Raw genomic sequence first — 16,690 nt, 5'->3', positions numbered from 1 at the left:
CCCGCCCACCCGCACCCACCACACGCCCGCCGCGCCCCCACGCGCCCTCCCCGGCCCGCCTCGCCTCCCCCGTGCCACCCTTGAGCCATGCCCGAAGGTGACACGGTCTGGCAGGCCGCGAGGCGCCTGCACGACGCACTCGCCGGCCAGACGCTGACCCGCAGCGACTTCCGGGTGCCCAAGTACGCCACGGTCGATCTCTCCGGCCGTACGGTCCTCGGCACCACCGCGCGCGGCAAGCACCTGCTCACCCGCTTCGAGGGCGACCTGACCCTGCACACACACCTGCGGATGGAGGGCGCGTGGAAGGTCTACGGCACCGGTGAGCGCTGGCGGGGCGGTCCCGCGCACCAGATCCGGGCGATCCTCTCCACCGCCGACCGCACGGCCGTCGGGTACCGCCTCCAGGTCCTGGAGTTCCTGCGCACCGGCGAGGAGGAGCGCGCCGTGGGTCACCTCGGCCCCGACCTGCTGGGCCCCGACTGGAACCCCGACCGCGCCCTCGCCAACGTCCTCGCAGACCCGGCCCGCCCTCTCGGCGAGGCCCTGCTCGACCAGCGCAACCTCGCCGGGATCGGCAACATCTACAAGAGCGAACTCTGCTTCCTGATCGGCGCGACCCCCTGGCTCCCGGTCGGCGCGCTCCCCGCCGACCGCGCCGCGATCCTCCCCGGCCTCGCCCAGCGCCTCCTGGAGGCCAACCGCGACCGCCCGGTGCGCCGGACCACCGGCCTGCGCGGCCACGACCTGTTCGTCTACGGCCGCGCACCCCGCCCCTGCCTGCGGTGCCACACCCCGATCCGGCTCGCCGACCAGGGCGACGGCTCCCGCGAGCGCCCCACCTACTGGTGCCCCACCTGCCAGACCGGCCCAGCCCCCGCCCCGGGTTCCAGACGCACCCGGGGAACCCGCCCACGTACGACTAATTGACGACCCGTCAGGAACGCTCGTACCGTCCCCTCATGCCCCTCACGGCGTACGACCTCAGCGGACGGACCGCATTCGTCACCGGCGCCGCCGGCGGTATCGGCCGGGCGTCGGCCGTGCTGCTCGCGGAGGCGGGCGCGACCGTGCACTGCGCCGACCGGGACGCGGACGGCCTGCACGAGACGGCGACGCTGATCAAGGGCCGGGGCGGCACCGCCCGCATCCACACCCTCGACGTCACCGACCGGGCGCGGCTCGGGCAGGCGGTGCGGTCCTGCGAGCGGCTGCACGTCATGGCGGCGATCGCCGGGATCATGCACCGCAGCCCGGTCCTGGAGACCATGGACGAGGACCTCGACCGGGTGCTGGGCGTCAACTTCAAGGGGGTGCTGTACGCCTGCCAGGAGGCGGCGCGGCTGATGGTGGCCGGGCGGAGCGGGGGCAGCATCATCACCATGGCCTCCGGCGCGATCGACACCGGCGGCCCCGGCCTGCTCTGCTACGGCGCGGCCAAGGCGGCCGTGGTCCAGCTGACGAAGACGCTTGCGGGCGAGGTCGGCCGGCAGGGCATCCGCGTCAACGCGGTCGCCCCGGGCTGGACCCGCACCCCCATGACCGACCGCGACGACAGCGCGGAGCAGCAGCGGACGGAGGCCCGGATGGCCCGGTTGTCGCCGCTGGGCCGGGTCGGCGAGGCCGAGGACGTCGCGCACGCCGTGCTCTATCTGGCGTCCGATGCCTCCTCGTTCACGACGGGCCAGATCCTGCGCCCGAACGGAGGGGTGGCGATGCCCTGGTAGCGCCCTGCGTCCGCCAGGCCGTCCGCCACCGCGCCGGACCCAGGGCTCCCGCCGCCCGGGACCTCGGCACGCAGTTCACCGGCAGCAGACTCAGCCCCCAGCCGCCGGCGGCCACGGTCCCCTCCAGCGCCCCGGCACCGCCGGTGCACACGATCCGCAGCACGGCCCACCACCACACCGCCGCCAGTCCCAGCGCAACCCCCCAGCGCACTATCCGCCCCACCATGGCCGTCACCTCCAGCCGGACGCTAGAACGCCGCCCGGCCCACCGGGGAGGCGCACCGAGGGCTCATCGATGCAACGGCCGTGGACCGGCATCGGCCTCTGTCACGCGTTCTCGGCCTGGAACATCCAGTGGTGTTTCTCCAGGTCCGCCGTGATCCCGATAAAGATGTCCTGGGAGACCGGGTCCGCCTCCGCGGTCGCCCGCACCCGCTCCCGCATCCGGGTGATCACCGCGCCGAGCGCGTCCACCAGGGCCGCCACCGCGTCCGAGTCCTTGACCCAGCCGCCGGGTACCGGCCCGATGCCGCTGCCGGCGGCCACGGTGGCCGCGCGCCCGTCCGGTGAGACGCCCAGCGCCGACGCCCGCTCCGCGACCGTGTCGGAGTGCACCCGGGCCGTGTCCACGACCTCGTCGAGCTGGAGGTGGACGGTCCGGAAGCGGGGCCCGACCACGTTCCAGTGGATCTGCTTGGCGGCCAGTGCCAGGTCCACCAGGTCGACGAGGGCGCCCTGCAGCGCCTCGGCCACGGTCTTCAGGTCCGCGTCGGACAGCGGGCTCTTCACGACGTACATGTGTTCTCTCCGGTCGTTCGCCCCCTGTCACGTCCCTCCCACCATGACCGGCCCCCCGGACACCGGCAAATGGGCGCACACCGTCCACAGACGCACGAAAGCCCCGGCCGCACCTCTCCAGGTCTTCCCGGGAAGGCCCGGCCAGGGCCTCGCACACTTCTTCGACGCCAGGTCGGCGCCGGTCGGTCTACGTCCGCGCAGGCGTCACGCGGCGACCACGTCCACCGCCTCGGCGGGCGCCTTGATGGTCACCCGTTCCGGTGGCACACCGGTCACCGAGACGGTACCCAGCATCGGGCGTACCGGCGTGGGCACGGACTCGGTTGCCTGGGCGGACTGGGCCAGCTCGGCGAGGGCGAGCTCGTCGCTCACTTCTCGCATGAGCTCGGACATCCGTACGTCCAGCGCGTCGCAGATGGCGGAGAGCAGCTCGGAGGAAGCCTCCTTCTGCCCCCGCTCCACCTCGGAGAGATAGCCGAGTGAGACTCGGGCGGACGAGGAGACTTCGCGCAGAGTACGGCCCTGGCGCTGGCGCTGCCGACGCAGCACGTCACCAAGCAGGCGACGGAGCAGAATCATCGGTGGCTCCCTCCTCGGACCGCGTAGCCGCATCCTTCACGCCCCACCGTACCGCCTTGCGCCGCGGCCGTGCGGGGAGCGATGTCGTGTTCACTCAGGGCTGCAAACATCAAAACCCCCCGTTCTGTTCCGTATCCTGTGTCCGCTCATTCCCGGTCTGTTCGCCCGCAAGCTCCCTCAGAAGCAGTGCGAGTACGCTCCGTACACTCTCTCTACGAATTTCCGCGCGGTCGCCGTTCAACCGCAGGGCCTCTACTTTTCCGCCAGCGGCAGAACCGGAACCAGGGCCGAACGGCCCGTCCACGGCCACGAAAACCGTGCCGACCGGCCGGCCGTCCTGCGGTTCCGGGCCGGCGACACCGGTGGTCGCGAGGCCCCAGTCGGCGCCCAGCGCCTTGCGTACTCCGGCGGCCATCTGGGCCGCGACCTGCGGATCCACCGCTCCGCGCTGGGCCAGCAGGGTGGCGTCGACGCCCAGCAGCTCGTGCTTCAGCTCGGTGGCGTAGGCGGTGACGGAGCCCCGGAACACCTTGGAAGCCCCCGGGACCGCGGTGATCTCCGCCGCGACCAGGCCGCCGGTCAGCGACTCGGCGACAGCGAGGGTCCACCCTCTCACTGTCAGTAGTCGCACCAGTTCGGCGGCCGTGGAATTCACGCTTCCGTCTCCTCCGACACCGCCGCGCGCTCGGCGATTCCCTGCCGCCGCAGCACAATGGCTTGTCTCACGTAGTCGAGGCCGCTGACCACGGTCAGGACGACGGCCGCGGCCATCACCCAGAACCTGAGGGTCGCCAGCCACCCCGTCAGTGCCAGCACGTACATCCCCACGGCGATGCCCTGGGTGAGGGTCTTGAGCTTGCCGCCGCGGCTGGCCGGGATCACGCCGTAGCGGATGACCACGAAACGCATCAGGGTGATGCCGAGTTCCCGGGCGAGGATCACGATCGTCACCCACCAGGGCAGATCGCCCAGCCCGGACAGACAGATCAGCGCCGCCCCCATGATCGCCTTGTCGGCGATGGGGTCGGCGATCTTCCCGAAGTCCGTGACCAGGTTGTAGGTGCGCGCCAGATGCCCGTCGAACAGGTCGGTGATCATGGCGATGGCGAAGGCCGCCCACGCGAGCGAGCGCCACGCCGGGTCGTATCCGCCGTCGGCCAGCATCAGCGCGACGAAGCCGGGGACCAGGACCAGCCGGAGCATGGTCAGCAGATTGGCGACGTTCCACAGGCTGGCCTGGTTGACGGCGGCAGCGGCGATCTTCCCGCCGCGCACGGGCCGCTCGCCGTCGTGAGAACCGGAGCCCTGGGAACCCGAGCCCTGGGAACCCGAGCCCTGGGAACCCGAGCCGTGAGAACCCGAGCCGTGAGAACCGGAATCCGGGGCGGCACCGGAGGTGGCGGCGGAGCCCGGGGCGCCGGGCGCGCCGGACGAGCCGCCCGCGGCGGACGCCGGGACTCCGGTCATCTGCCGGCCTCCTCACTCCATGCGGGCGAGCCCTGCAGCGGCTCGGCCACCAGGTCGACACCCTCCGTACCGACCACCTTCGCCTCGACCATACGGCCGACGAGCAGTTCCGCGCCGCTGGTGAGCAGCACCTGTCCGTCCGTCTCGGGCGCCTGGTGGGCCGCGCGGCCGTAGACGCCGTCCTCGTCGTCCACGGACTCCACGAGGACCTGCACGGTCTCGCCGAGGCGCTCCTCGGCCCGCTGCGAGACGAGTTCCTCGGCGAGCCGGGAGATGTGCGCCAGGCGGTCGGCGACGACCTCCTCGGCGAGCTTGTTCTCGTACGTCGCCGCCTCGGTGCCCTCCTCGTCGGAGTACCCGAAGACGCCGATGGCATCGAGCCGTGCGCCGTTCAGGAAGCGCTCCAGCTCGGCGAGGTCGGACTCGGACTCGCCGGGGAAGCCGACGATGAAGTTGGAGCGGACGCCGGCCTGCGGGGCCTTGGACCGGATGGTGTCGAGCAGCTCCAGGAAGCGGTCGGTGTCACCGAAGCGGCGCATGGCGCGCAGCACGCCCGGGGCGGAGTGCTGGAAGGACAGGTCGAAGTACGGGACGACCTTCGGGGTGGTGGTCAGTACGTCGATCAGGCCGGGGCGCATCTCGGCGGGCTGGAGATAGCTGACGCGCACCCGCTCGATGCCGTCGACCTCGGCCAGCTCGGGCAGCAGGGACTCCAGGAGGCGGATGTCGCCGAGGTCCTTGCCGTAGGAGGTGTTGTTCTCGGAGACCAGCATGATCTCCTTGACGCCCTGCTCGGCCAGCCAGCGGGTCTCGTTCAGCACGTCGCTCGGGCGGCGCGAGATGAAGGAGCCGCGGAAGGACGGGATGGCGCAGAAGGAGCAGCGCCGGTCGCAGCCGGAGGCGAGCTTGACCGAGGCGACCGGGGAGCCGTCCAGGCGGCGGCGCAGGGGTGCGCGCGGGCCAGAGGCGGGCGCCACGCCCTCCGGGAGGTCGGTGGGGCCGTGCCCCGGGAGCGCCACCGCAGCGGCGGAGTCCTGGCGCTGTGCCGGGCTGATGGGCAGCAGCTTGCGCCGGTCGCGCGGGGTGTGCGAGGCGTGGATGCCGCCGTTGAGGATGGTCTGCAGCCGGTCGGAGATGTCGGCGTAGTCGTCGAAGCCGAGCACGCCGTCCGCCTCGGGCAGCGCCTCGGCGAGCTCCTTGCCGTACCGCTCGGCCATGCAGCCCACCGCCACGACGGCCTGGGTTCTGCTGTGGCCCTTGAGATCGTTCGCCTCAAGGAGGGCGTCGACGGAGTCCTTCTTGGCGGCCTCGACGAATCCACAGGTGTTGACGACGGCGACGTCGGCGTCCGACGCGTCCTCGACGAGCTGCCAGCCGTCCGCCTCCAAACGGCCTGCGAGCTCCTCCGAGTCCACCTCGTTACGGGCGCAGCCGAGAGTGACTAGTGCGACGGTACGGCGTTCAGGCATGGGCTCAAGACTACTTTGTCTCACCGACAGCCCACGTCGAAGGGGCTGGCCGATCACGGCCAACCCCTTGTGTGCGTGCCTGATCCGAACGATTATCCGACTTCCGGGTCGCCCTTGGTGTACGTCAGGCGCTCCACCGCGCCGGGCTGGAACTGGTCCTCGATCTTCTTGCCGTTGACGTAGAGCTGGATGGCGCCGGCGTCGCCGAGGATCAGGTTGATCTTGGTGCTGTCCTGGAAGGTCTTGGAGTCGCCCTTCTTCAGGAGCCCGTCGAAGAGCATCCGGCCGTTGTGGTCCTTGGCCGAGATCCAGCTGCGTCCGCCCACCGCACTGACCTGGACGGTGACCTTGTCCTGGGGCGCGGCGGCGATCGCGCTGTCGGAGGGCTGGGGGGTCTTGTCGGGCTTGCTTTCCTTCGGGGTCGGCGAGACCGGCTTGCTGGTCGTCGGGGCCGGGCCCTCCGCGACCGACTGCTTGGCGTCGTCGCCGTTGCCGCCCTTGAAGGCGGTGAAGCCGACGAAACCGATCACGACGACGATCGCGGCGACCATCGCCGCCGTCCAGTTGGGCCCGCGCCGCTCGGGGCGGATACGTTCCGCCTCGAACAGCGGCGCGGCGGGCGTCGGCGCGGGCCGCCCACCGCCGTGCTCCGCCGCGAACTGCGCGAGCAGCGGCTCGGGGTCGAGGCCGACGGCCTTGGCCAGGGTCCGGATGTGCCCGCGGGCGTAGACGTCGCCGCCGCAGGGCGCGAAGTCGTCGGCCTCGATGGCGTGCACGATGGCGATACGGACCCGGGTGCTCCCGCTGACCTCGTCGACGGTCAGCCCGGCGGCGATGCGGGCCTGCTTGAGGGCTCGGCCTACGGAGGGGCGGTTTTCCTCGGACACGTCTGGGAAGGGACGCTCGTCTTCAGGGGAGTTGCTGCCGATGGACACGGGGGCGCCTTTCGAGCGTATAGCCACCTGTGCTGGAGGTTCAGTCTATGGGGGGTGCGAAAGGGTGAGGCAACCGGGCGGTACGACTTTGTACGCCATCGGTATGGCCCGACATCCCGATGACGGGTCAGGTGTGCGCCCCAGAATGGGGTGCACACCTTTCCTCTCGCTCAACTTGACGTACGTCCAAGGGAAACGGTTGCCCGACGGTCCCTAACGGGTGGATCACGACAATGACTCCACCCGGACTACAGGCGTCCGTGGCCCTGATACAGACCTACCCCTCGGACTCCCCACGGATCACAGCAAGCACCCCGTCCAGCTCATCGGGTTTCACCAGAACGTCACGTGCCTTGGACCCCTCGCTGGGTCCGACCACCCCGCGCGACTCCATGAGGTCCATGAGCCGGCCGGCCTTCGCGAAGCCGACGCGCAGCTTGCGCTGGAGCATGGACGTGGAGCCGAACTGGGTGGAGACGACCAGCTCGGCCGCCTGGCAGAGCAGGTCGAGGTCGTCGCCGATGTCCTCGTCGATCTCCTTCTTCTGCTTGGAGCCCACGGTGACGTCGTCCCGGAAGACGGGCGCCATCTGGTCCTTGCAGTGCTGGACGATCGCCGCGACCTCCTCCTCGGTGACGAACGCGCCCTGCATACGGGTCGGCTTGTTCGCCCCCATCGGCAGGAAGAGCCCGTCGCCCTTGCCGATGAGTTTCTCGGCGCCGGGCTGGTCGAGGATGACGCGGCTGTCGGCGAGCGAGGAGGTGGCGAAGGCGAGCCGGGAGGGCACGTTCGCCTTGATGAGACCGGTGACCACGTCGACCGACGGACGCTGGGTGGCGAGCACCAGGTGGATGCCGGCCGCCCGCGCGAGCTGCGTGATGCGCACGATCGCGTCCTCGACGTCGCGCGGGGCGACCATCATCAGATCGGCGAGCTCGTCGACGATCACCAGCAGGTACGGGTACGGCTGCAGCTCCCGCTCGCTGCCCTCGGGCAGCTTGACCTTGCCCTCGCGGATCGCCTTGTTGAAGTCGTCGATGTGCCGGAACCCGAACGCGGCCAGGTCGTCGTAGCGCAGGTCCATCTCGCGTACGACCCACTGGAGCGCCTCGGCGGCCCGCTTCGGGTTGGTGATGATCGGCGTGATGAGGTGCGGGATGCCCTCGTAGGCGGTCAGCTCGACGCGCTTGGGGTCGACAAGGACCATCCGTACGTCCTCGGGGGTCGCCCGCATCATGACCGAGGTGATCAGGCAGTTGATGCAGGACGACTTTCCGGAGCCGGTGGCGCCGGCGACGAGCATGTGCGGCATCTTCGCCAGCGAGTGCATGACGTAGCCGCCCTCGACGTCCTTGCCGAACGCGACCAGCATCGGGTCGTCGTCCTCGGCGGACTCGGCGAGCCGCAGCACGTCGCCGAGGTTGACCATCTCGCGGTCGGTGTTGGGGATCTCGATGCCGACCGCGGACTTGCCGGGGATCGGGCTGATGATCCGCACGTCCGGGCTGGCGACGGCGTACGCGATGTTCTTGGTGAGAGCGGTGATCCGCTCCACCTTCACGGCGGGGCCGAGCTCGACCTCGTAGCGGGTGACCGTCGGCCCGCGGGTGAAGCCGGTGACGGCCGCGTCGACCTTGAACTCCGAGAAGACGGTGGTGAGCGAGGCGACCACCCGGTCGTTGGCCTCGCTGCGCGCCTTGCCGGGGCCGCCGCGGGTGAGGAGGTCGAGCGACGGCAGCGAGTACGTGATGTCGCCGGAGAGCTGGAGCTGCTCGGCGCGCGGAGGCAGGTCGCGGGGCGCCGTGGGCGCCGGCTTGGTCAGGTCGGCGACGACCGGCTCGGCCTTGAGCTTCTCCTGCTTGGGCCGCGCGGCCGGGACCGGGCTGGGGCTCGGTGCCGGCACGGGCGTGGGCGTGGTGTCCTCGCGGTCGCCGACGCTGACGCCCTGGGTGAGGTCGGCGACGAGCGGGGAGGGCGGCATGCCGTGCAGGACGGCGCCGTCGAGCGCGGCCGCGGCGGCCGCCGCGACGTCCACGGCGTCCATCTGGCGGCCCAGCTCGGGCTGCGGCACGGCGGAGCGCCGCGGGCGGCCCCGGCGCTTGGCCAGGGCCTCCTGCTCGGCGCTGCCGGGGTCGAAGTCCTGGGGCGCGCCGGAGCGCCGGCGGGGGCGCGCGGGCAGCGCCTCGCGCCACTGCTCGTCGTAGCGCTCGTCGTCCTCGCTGTACTCCGGGTACTCGTCGGGCGCGGGGTCGTGCAGTAGCCCGAGGCGCACGCCGAGCGCCCGCAGCCGCTGCGGGACGGCGTTCACCGGGGTCGCGGTGACGACGAGCAGCCCGAAGACCGTCAGCAGCACCAGCAGCGGTACGGCGAGGACCTCCGTCATGGTGTACGTCAGCGGGGTCGCCGCCGCCCAGCCGATGAGGCCGCCGGCGTCTCTTATGCCCTGCATGCCGTCGCTGCGGGCGGGAGATCCGCAGGCGATGTGGACCTGGCCGAGCACGCCGATGACCAGAGCGGACAGGCCGATCACGATCCGGCCGTTGGCCTCCGGCTGCTCGGGATGGCGCATGAACCGTACGGCGATCATCGCGAGCAGTATCGGCACCAGCAGGTCGAGGCGGCCGAAGGCACCGGTGACCAGGATCTCGACCAGGTCGCCGACGGGACCGCGCAGGTCGGCCCAGGTGCCGGCGGCGACGATCAGGGCGGTGCCGAGCAGCAGGAGGGCGATGCCGTCCTTGCGGTGCGCGGGGTCCAGGTTCTTGGCTCCCTGTCCTATGCCCCGGAAGACGGCGCCGACGGCGTGCGCGAGGCCCAGCCAGAGGGCGCGCACCAGGCGGTAGACGCCCCCGGTGGGGCTGGGCGCCGGCTTGGGCGCCGGCGCGGACTTCTTCGCCGCGGTCCTCTTGGCGGGCGCCTTCTTGGCCGGGGCGTTCTTCGCGGCGGCCTTCTTCGCCGGAGCCTTCGAGGCAGCGGCCTTCTTCGCGGGCTGCTTCTTGGCTGCCGAGGGACGTGAGGCCATGGGTGTGAGGTTACCGGGGGATGCCACAGGGGACACGTGTGCCCACGGCTTCACCCGTTCGTGTCGCCCTTTCCGGGGCGCGGAACTGACGCACGCTCATGGGCAACTGTCTCCGCGGTCGCGGTCAGTTCTGCGACGGGAGCGATGGCGTGGAGCCGCCCGTGCCCGGTTCGAGAGCGTCGAGCGCCCGGCGCAGGCCGGTGAGTTTGCGCTCCAGGTGGGCCGCGGTAGCCACCGCAGCCGCGTCCGCGGACTCGTCGTCCAGCTGCTTGGACAGCGCCTCGGCCTGCTCCTCGACGGCCGCGAGCCGCGCGGAGAGCTCGGCGAGCAGCCCCGCGGACTCCTTGCCGGCGACCGCGCCCTTGCCACCGCCCTCCAACTGCAGCCGCAGCAGCGCCGCCTGCTCGCGCAGCTGGCAGTTCTTCATGTACAGCTCGACGAACACCGAGACCTTGGCGCGCAGCACCCACGGGTCGAAGGGCTTGGAGATGTAGTCGACCGCGCCCGCGGCGTAGCCCCGGAAGGTGTGGTGCGGGCCGTGGTTGATGGCCGTGAGGAAGATGATCGGGATGTCCCGGGTCCGCTCCCGCCGCTTGATGTGCGCCGCGGTCTCGAATCCGTCCATGCCCGGCATCTGGACGTCCAGCAGAATGACCGCGAAGTCGTCCGTGAGCAGTGCCTTGAGCGCTTCCTCCCCGGACGATGCCCGCACCAGTGTCTGATCGAGCGCAGAGAGGATGGCCTCCAGCGCCAGCAGATTCTCCGGCCGGTCATCGACCAGGAGGATCTTGGCCTTCTGCACCATGGCCCGCCCTCCTCGCCCCGGATGTGCACCGGGCGCCGCCCCAGGGGACGACTCCCTTTCGCCGCCCGTCCTTGTGCCGGTCATGGTAGCCGCACCCCGCCTGTCGCCACACCCTGTCACCGCGATGTCACTGTGCACGTAGCAGAAACGCAGCCGGAGACCAGAAGGTTCCCCCAATCCCGCACTTCTACACGGGTTCCGCCACCCTGAGTCAGCAACTCCGGGCGCTCACGGAAGGTTCCCACAACGTTCACACCACACCTGACCGTTCCGGTCACTCCGCGCGCATCCACTGCTCCATCACCGCCAGCAGGTGATCGGGGTCGACCGGCTTGGTGACGTAGTCGGAGGCGCCCGACTCGATGGCCTTCTCCCGGTCGCCCTTCATCGCCTTCGCCGTGAGCGCGATGATCGGCAGCCCCGCGAACTGCGGCATCCGCCGGATCGCGTTGGTCGTCGCGTAGCCGTCCATCTCCGGCATCATGATGTCCATCAGGACCACCGCGACGTCGTCGTGCTGTTCCAGGACCTCGATGCCCTCCCGGCCGTTCTCGGCGTACAGCACCGACAGGCCGTGCTGCTCCAGAACGCTGGTGAGCGCGAAGACGTTGCGGATGTCGTCGTCGACGATCAGCACCTTCTCACCGCCGAACCGCATGCCCCGGCGCGGCTGCGGGGACATCACCTCCTGCTCCGCCAGCACCGGCCACGCCTCGGCCACCGGAGCCCCCCGGCGCCGGCGCCGGAAGAGCGCGGCGGCACCGTTCTGGGTCTCCCGGTACGACTTCACCTCGGCCGGCGTCTCGATCTCCACGCCGGACAACTCCGAGGCGTGGTTCTGCGAGGCGACCAGGTCCCCGGCCTCCAGCTGGGGGACGGACTGCTGGTAGCCCTGCGGCGGCAGCTCGCTGGGGTGCAGCGGCAGGTAGAGCGTGAACGTGGAGCCGCGGCCCGGCTCGCTCTGCGCGTGGATCTCACCGCCGAGCAGCTGCGCGATCTCCCGCGAGATCGAAAGACCGAGGCCCGTACCGCCGTACTTGCGGCTGGTCGTGCCGTCGGCCTGCTTGAACGCCTCGAAGATCACCCGCATCTTGCTGGCCGCGATGCCGATGCCGGTGTCGGTCACCGAGAACGCGATCAGCGGCGCGTCCGGGTCACTGAGCGAACCGGCCTCCAGGAGCTGCTCCCTGATCCCCACCGGCACAGCGCTGCCGGCCGGCCGGATGACGAGCTCCACCGAGCCGGAGTCGGTGAACTTCACCGCGTTGGACAGCAGGTTGCGCAGCACCTGAAGGAGCCGCTGCTCGTCGGTGTGCAGGGTCGCGGGCAGCTCCGGGGAGACCCGCACCGACAGGTCGAGGCCCTTCTCCGCGGTCAACGGCCGGAAGGTGGCCTCCACATAGTCCACCAGCTGCACGAGCGCGATACGCGTCGGGGAGACGTCCATCTTGCCCGCCTCGACCTTCGACAGGTCCAGGATGTCGTTGATCAGCTGGAGCAGGTCGGATCCGGCGCCGTGGATGGTCTCGGCGAACTCCACCTGCTTCGGCGAGAGATTGCCCTCGGCGTTGTCGGCGAGCAGCTTGGCCAGGATCAGCAGCGAGTTGAGCGGGGTGCGCAGCTCGTGCGACATGTTGGCGAGGAACTCGCTCTTGTAGCGCATGGAGACGGCGAGTTGCTCGGCGCGCTCCTCCAGGACCTGCCGGGCCTCCTCGATCTCGGTGTTCTTCACCTCGATGTCCCGGTTCTGCTGGGCCAGCAGCTCAGCCTTCTCCTCCAGTTCGGCGTTGGACGCCTGGAGGGCCTTCTGCCGGTTCTCCAACTCGGCCGACCGCTCCTGGAGCTGCTCCGTCAGCTCCTGCGACTGCTTCAGCAGCACCTCGGTCTTGGTGTTGACGGAGATGGTGTTGACGCTGGTCGCGATCATCTCGGCGATCTGGTTGAGGAAGTCCTTCTGGATCTGCGTGAACGGCGTGAAGGAGGCCAGCTCGATCACCCCGAGCACCTTGCCCTCGAACAGCACCGGAAGCACGATCACCTGCGCCGGCGGGGCCTCGCCGAGGCCGGAGGAGATCTTCAGGTACCCGGTGGGCGCCTTCTCCACCAGGATCGTGCGCTTCTCCTGGGCGGCCGTGCCGATCAGTGCCTCACCGGGCCGGAACGACGTCGGCATGGAGCCCATCGAGTAGCCGTACGAGCCGAGCATCCGAAGTTCGTACGCGTCCTCGTTCTCGGCGTTCGTGTCCTTGCCGTCCACCAGGGGCATCGCCAGGAAGAACGCGCCGTGCTGCGCGGTCACCACCGGCGTCAGCTCGCTCATGATCAATGAGGCCACGTCCGCCAGGTCGCGGCGGCCCTGCATCAGCGCGGAGATACGGGCCAGGTTGCCCTTGAGCCAGTCCTGCTCCTGGTTGGCGACCGTGGTGTCACGCAGATTGGCGATCATCTTGTTGATGTAGTCCTGGAGTTCCTGGATCTCGCCGGACGCGTCCACATCGATCTTCAGGTTCAGGTCGCCGCGGGTCACCGCGGTCGCCACGCGCGCGATGGCCCGCACCTGCCGCGTCAGGTTCCCGGCCATCTCGTTCACGGACTCGGTCAGGTCCCGCCAGGTGCCGTCGACGTCACGCACGCGCGCCTGGCCGCCCAGCTGCCCCTCGGTGCCCACCTCACGGGCCACCCGGGTGACCTCCTCGGCGAAGCTGGACAGCTGGTCGACCATCGTGTTGATCGTCGTCTTGAGTTCGAGGATCTCCCCGCGGGCGTCAATGTCGATCTTCTTGGTCAGGTCACCCTTGGCGATGGCCGTGGTGACCATGGCGATGTTGCGCACCTGGCCGGTCAGGTTGGACGCCATCTGGTTCACCGACTCGGTGAGGTCCTTCCACGTACCCGCGACACCCGGTACGTGCGCCTGCCCGCCCAGGATGCCGTCCGTGCCCACCTCACGGGCCACCTTGGTGACCTGGTCCGCGAACGAACTCAGGGTCTTCACCATCGTGTTGATGGTGTCGGCGAGCTGCGCCACCTCGCCGCTGGCCTCGATGGTGACCTGCCGGGTCAGGTCGCCGTTGGCGACCGCCGCCGAGACCTGGGAGATGTTCCGCACCTGCATGGTCAGGTTGTTGGCCATCTGGTTCACGTTGTTGCTGAGGTCCTTCCAGATGCCCGTGACACCCGGAACCCGCGCCTGGCCGCCCAGGATGCCCTCGGTACCCACCTCACGGGCCACCCGGGTCACCTGCTCGGCGAAACTCGACAGTTGATCAACCATGGTGTTGACCGTCGTGACGAGCTCAAGGATCTCGCCCTTCGCGTCAACAGTGATCTTCTTCGAGAGATCACCCTTGGCGACCGCCGTCGTGACCTCGGCGATGTTGCGCACCTGGATGGTGAGGTTGTTCGCCATGAAGTTCACGGACTGGGTGAGGTCCTTCCAGGTGCCCGCGACCCCCTGCACCTCGGCCTGGCCGCCGAGGATGCCCTCGGTGCCCACCTCGCGCGCCACGCGCGTGACCTCCTGGGCGAACGACGACAGCTGGTCGACCATCGTGTTCAGGGTGTTCTTCAGCTCCTGGATCTCACCGCGCGCGTCCACGGTGATCTTCTGGGAGAGGTCACCGCGGGCCACCGCCGTGGCGACCTGCGCGATGTTGCGCACCTGGGCCGTCAGGTTCCCGGCCATGCCGTTCACGGAGTCCGTCAGATCCCGCCACACCCCGGCCACACCGGGCACCTGCGCCTGACCGCCCAGCCGGCCTTCCGTACCCACCTCACGGGCCACCTTGGTGACCTGGTCGGCGAAGGCGGACAGTTGATCAACCATCGTGTTGATCGTGTTCTTCAGTTCGAGGATCTCGCCGCGTGCGTCGACGTCGATCTTCTGGGACAGGTCGCCCCGCGCCACCGCCGTCGTCACCTGGGCGATCTGCCGCACCTGGGAGGTCAGGTTGCCGGCCATGAAGTTGACGGAGTCCGTCAGCTCCTTCCAGGTGCCCGACACGCCGTCCACACGCGCCTGGCCGCCCAGCCGGCCCTCGGTGCCCACGTCCCTGGCCATCCGCGTCACCTGGTCGGCGAAGCTGGAGAGCTGGTCCACCATCGTGTTCACGGTGTTCTTCAGCTTCAGCATCTCGCCGGAGACGTCGACCGTGACCTTCTGCGACAGATCACCGTTGGCCACCGCCGTCGTCACCTGGGCGATGTTGCGGACCTGACCGGTGAGGTTACGGAACGCGGTGTTGACGGAGTCGGTCAGGTCCTTCCAGGTACCGGCGGCCCCGGGCACCTGCGCCTGGCCGCCCAGCTCACCCTCGACCCCGATCTCCCGCGCGACCCGGGTGACCTCGGCACCGAACGACGACAGCTGGTCGACCATGCCGTTGACGGTGTTCTTCAGCTCCAGCATCTCGCCGGCCACGTCGACGGTGACCTTCTGCGACAGATCACCGTTGGCCACCGCCGTCGTCACCGCGGCGATGTCGCGCACCTGGGTGGTCAGGTTCCGGAAGACCGTGTTGACCGAGTCCGTCAGGTCCTTCCAGGTACCGGCCGCACCCGGCACGTTCGCCTGGCCGCCGAGCCGCCCCTCGCCGCCGACCTCGTTGGCCACGCGCGTGACCTCGTCCGCGAAGATCCGCAGCGTCTCGGTCATCTGGTTGATCGTCTCGGCGAGCTGCGCGACCTCACCACGCGCCGGAACGGTCACCTTCCGTGACAGATCACCGTTGGCGACCGCGGTGGTCACCTCCGAGATCCCGCGCACCTGGGCCGTCAGGTTGCCGGCCATGGTGTTGACGGAGTCGGTGAGCTCCTTCCACGTGCCCGCGACCCCGGGCACGTGCGCCTGACCGCCCAGGATGCCGTCCGTGCCCACCTCACGGGCGACCCGGGTCACCTCGGAGGAGAACGCCGACAGCTGGTCCACCATCGTGTTGACGGTTTCCTTCAGCTCCAGCATCTCGCCGGCGACCTGAACCGTGACCTTCCGCGACAGGTCGCCCTTGGCGACCGCCGTCGTCACCAGCGCGATGTCCCGCACCTGTGCCGTCAACCGGTACGCCATCGTGTTCACCGAGTCCGTGAGGTCCCGCCACGAACCGGACATGCCACGCACGCGTGCCTGACCGCCCAGCTTGCCCTCGGTGCCCACCTCACTGGCCACGCGCGTGACCTCGTCGGTGAACGTCGACAACTGGTCGACCAGGTTGTTGACGGTCCGGCCGACCTTCAGGAACTCGCCGCGCAGCGGATGCCCGGCGGCCCCGTCCGCCGACGGCGACCGCAGCTCCATGCGCGGCGACAGATCACCCTCGGCCACCGCCGTGAGGACCCGGCCCACCTCGGAGACCGGCCGTACCAGGTCGTCCACGAGCGCGTTGGAATTGTCGATGGCGGCCGCCCAGGAGCCCTCGCAGGCGCCCGTCTCCAGCCGCTCCGTGAGCTTTCCCTCACGTCCGACGACGCGCCGCACCCGCGACAGCTCACCCGTGAGGTGGAGATTTCGGTCGGCGACCTCGTTGAAGACCGCCGCGATCTCCGACACCACGCCGTCCCCGGACACCGTGAGCCGCTTGCGGAAGTTGCCGTCCCGCATCGCCACGAGCGCCGTCAGCAACCGGTTCAGGGAAGCCGTGTCCACCGCGGTGGTCCCGTCACCGCCCCGCTGCCTGCTCAGGGACGGTCCGCTCTTCGCGCGCGCCTTAGTGCCCCGCGCCGCTGCGCCAGACTCCACTGTGTCCCTCCCGCAGGGGTCGACCGTTACTGCTGTGCTCGCACACCGCCATACTCGGCGTACCGCTTACTTCGGCGTACCAGTTACTGCTGCGTATTTCTGCCAGACGAGACCCGGCCACACCAAGGGCTGCTGCCCGTCGTACACGGAACGC

The 16,690-nt window shown here is 70.0% G+C and carries 11 protein-coding genes; 2 read left to right on the top strand and 9 right to left on the bottom strand.

Features of this window, described 5'->3' with window-relative positions; genetic code table 11:
• Window positions 1-87: 87 nt before the first annotated feature.
• Together OHB00_RS36520 and OHB00_RS36515 are read left to right on the top strand one after the other, a co-directional pair.
• Window positions 88-930, top strand: coding sequence for an Fpg/Nei family DNA glycosylase (locus OHB00_RS36520; protein ID WP_406441260.1), 843 nt, complete (start codon window positions 88-90; stop codon window positions 928-930).
• Between the two features lie 32 nt (window positions 931-962).
• Window positions 963-1,727: an SDR family NAD(P)-dependent oxidoreductase gene (locus OHB00_RS36515; RefSeq protein WP_406441258.1), complete on the top strand. Its 765-nt coding sequence runs from the start codon at window positions 963-965 to the stop codon at window positions 1,725-1,727.
• A gap of 327 nt (window positions 1,728-2,054) precedes the next feature.
• Here the strand turns inward: OHB00_RS36515 and OHB00_RS36510 are convergent, their stop codons facing one another.
• The 9 genes from OHB00_RS36510 to OHB00_RS36470 all read right to left on the bottom strand — a co-directional run bounded on the left by OHB00_RS36510 (window position 2,055) and on the right by OHB00_RS36470 (window position 16,536).
• Complete coding sequence (locus OHB00_RS36510) at window positions 2,055-2,525, bottom strand: Dps family protein (RefSeq protein WP_406441256.1); 471 nt, start codon at window positions 2,523-2,525, stop codon at window positions 2,055-2,057.
• A gap of 204 nt (window positions 2,526-2,729) precedes the next feature.
• On the bottom strand, window positions 2,730-3,104 hold the full coding sequence (locus tag OHB00_RS36505) for a helix-turn-helix transcriptional regulator (protein WP_132894382.1): 375 nt from the start codon (window positions 3,102-3,104) through the stop codon (window positions 2,730-2,732).
• 109 nt (window positions 3,105-3,213) lie between these two features.
• The gene (locus tag OHB00_RS36500) at window positions 3,214-3,759 is read right to left on the bottom strand and encodes a CinA family protein (protein WP_406441255.1); all 546 of its coding nucleotides are present in this window, start codon (window positions 3,757-3,759) and stop codon (window positions 3,214-3,216) included.
• Window positions 3,756-4,571: a CDP-diacylglycerol--glycerol-3-phosphate 3-phosphatidyltransferase gene (pgsA, locus tag OHB00_RS36495; protein ID WP_406441254.1), complete on the bottom strand. Its 816-nt coding sequence runs from the start codon at window positions 4,569-4,571 to the stop codon at window positions 3,756-3,758. Before pgsA ends, OHB00_RS36500 begins: the two co-directional genes overlap by 4 nt.
• Complete coding sequence (rimO, locus tag OHB00_RS36490; protein ID WP_406441252.1) at window positions 4,568-6,040, bottom strand: 30S ribosomal protein S12 methylthiotransferase RimO; 1,473 nt, start codon at window positions 6,038-6,040, stop codon at window positions 4,568-4,570. The genes pgsA and rimO overlap by 4 nt, the downstream gene beginning before the upstream one ends.
• Before the next feature lie 92 nt (window positions 6,041-6,132).
• Window positions 6,133-6,975, bottom strand: a complete 843-nt coding sequence (locus tag OHB00_RS36485) for a RodZ domain-containing protein (protein WP_406441250.1) — start codon at window positions 6,973-6,975, stop codon at window positions 6,133-6,135.
• Window positions 6,976-7,252: 277 nt separating this feature from the next.
• Window positions 7,253-9,997 (bottom strand): DNA translocase FtsK, encoded by a 2,745-nt coding sequence (locus OHB00_RS36480; RefSeq protein WP_406441249.1) that lies wholly within the window; start codon window positions 9,995-9,997, stop codon window positions 7,253-7,255.
• Window positions 9,998-10,121: 124 nt separating this feature from the next.
• Window positions 10,122-10,802, bottom strand: a complete 681-nt coding sequence (locus tag OHB00_RS36475; RefSeq protein ID WP_406441247.1) for a two-component system response regulator — start codon at window positions 10,800-10,802, stop codon at window positions 10,122-10,124.
• A 274-nt stretch (window positions 10,803-11,076) separates the two neighbouring features.
• A complete protein-coding gene (locus OHB00_RS36470) occupies window positions 11,077-16,536 on the bottom strand; it encodes a HAMP domain-containing protein (RefSeq protein WP_406441245.1) in 5,460 nt (1,819 codons plus the stop codon).
• Between the last annotated feature and the right edge of the window lie 154 nt (window positions 16,537-16,690).

Source organism: Streptomyces sp. NBC_00631 (assembly GCF_045206895.1).
Lineage (GTDB): Bacteria > Actinomycetota > Actinomycetes > Streptomycetales > Streptomycetaceae > Streptomyces.
This window is presented reverse-complemented; position numbering and strand designations above follow the sequence as displayed.

Bases quoted from the DNA above. Each gene is read 5' to 3' on its own strand.
- OHB00_RS36520 (WP_406441260.1), top strand. From the start codon at position 88: ATGCCCGAAGGTGACACGGTCTGGCAGGCCGCGAGGCGCCTGCACGAC.
- OHB00_RS36515 (WP_406441258.1), top strand. From the start codon at position 963: ATGCCCCTCACGGCGTACGACCTCAGCGGACGGACCGCATTCGTCACC.
- OHB00_RS36510 (WP_406441256.1), bottom strand. From the start codon at position 2,525: ATGTACGTCGTGAAGAGCCCGCTGTCCGACGCGGACCTGAAGACCGTG.
- OHB00_RS36505 (WP_132894382.1), bottom strand. From the start codon at position 3,104: ATGATTCTGCTCCGTCGCCTGCTTGGTGACGTGCTGCGTCGGCAGCGC.
- pgsA (WP_406441254.1), bottom strand. From the start codon at position 4,571: ATGACCGGAGTCCCGGCGTCCGCCGCGGGCGGCTCGTCCGGCGCGCCC.
- rimO (WP_406441252.1), bottom strand. From the start codon at position 6,040: ATGCCTGAACGCCGTACCGTCGCACTAGTCACTCTCGGCTGCGCCCGT.
- OHB00_RS36480 (WP_406441249.1), bottom strand. From the start codon at position 9,997: ATGGCCTCACGTCCCTCGGCAGCCAAGAAGCAGCCCGCGAAGAAGGCC.
- OHB00_RS36475 (WP_406441247.1), bottom strand. From the start codon at position 10,802: ATGGTGCAGAAGGCCAAGATCCTCCTGGTCGATGACCGGCCGGAGAAT.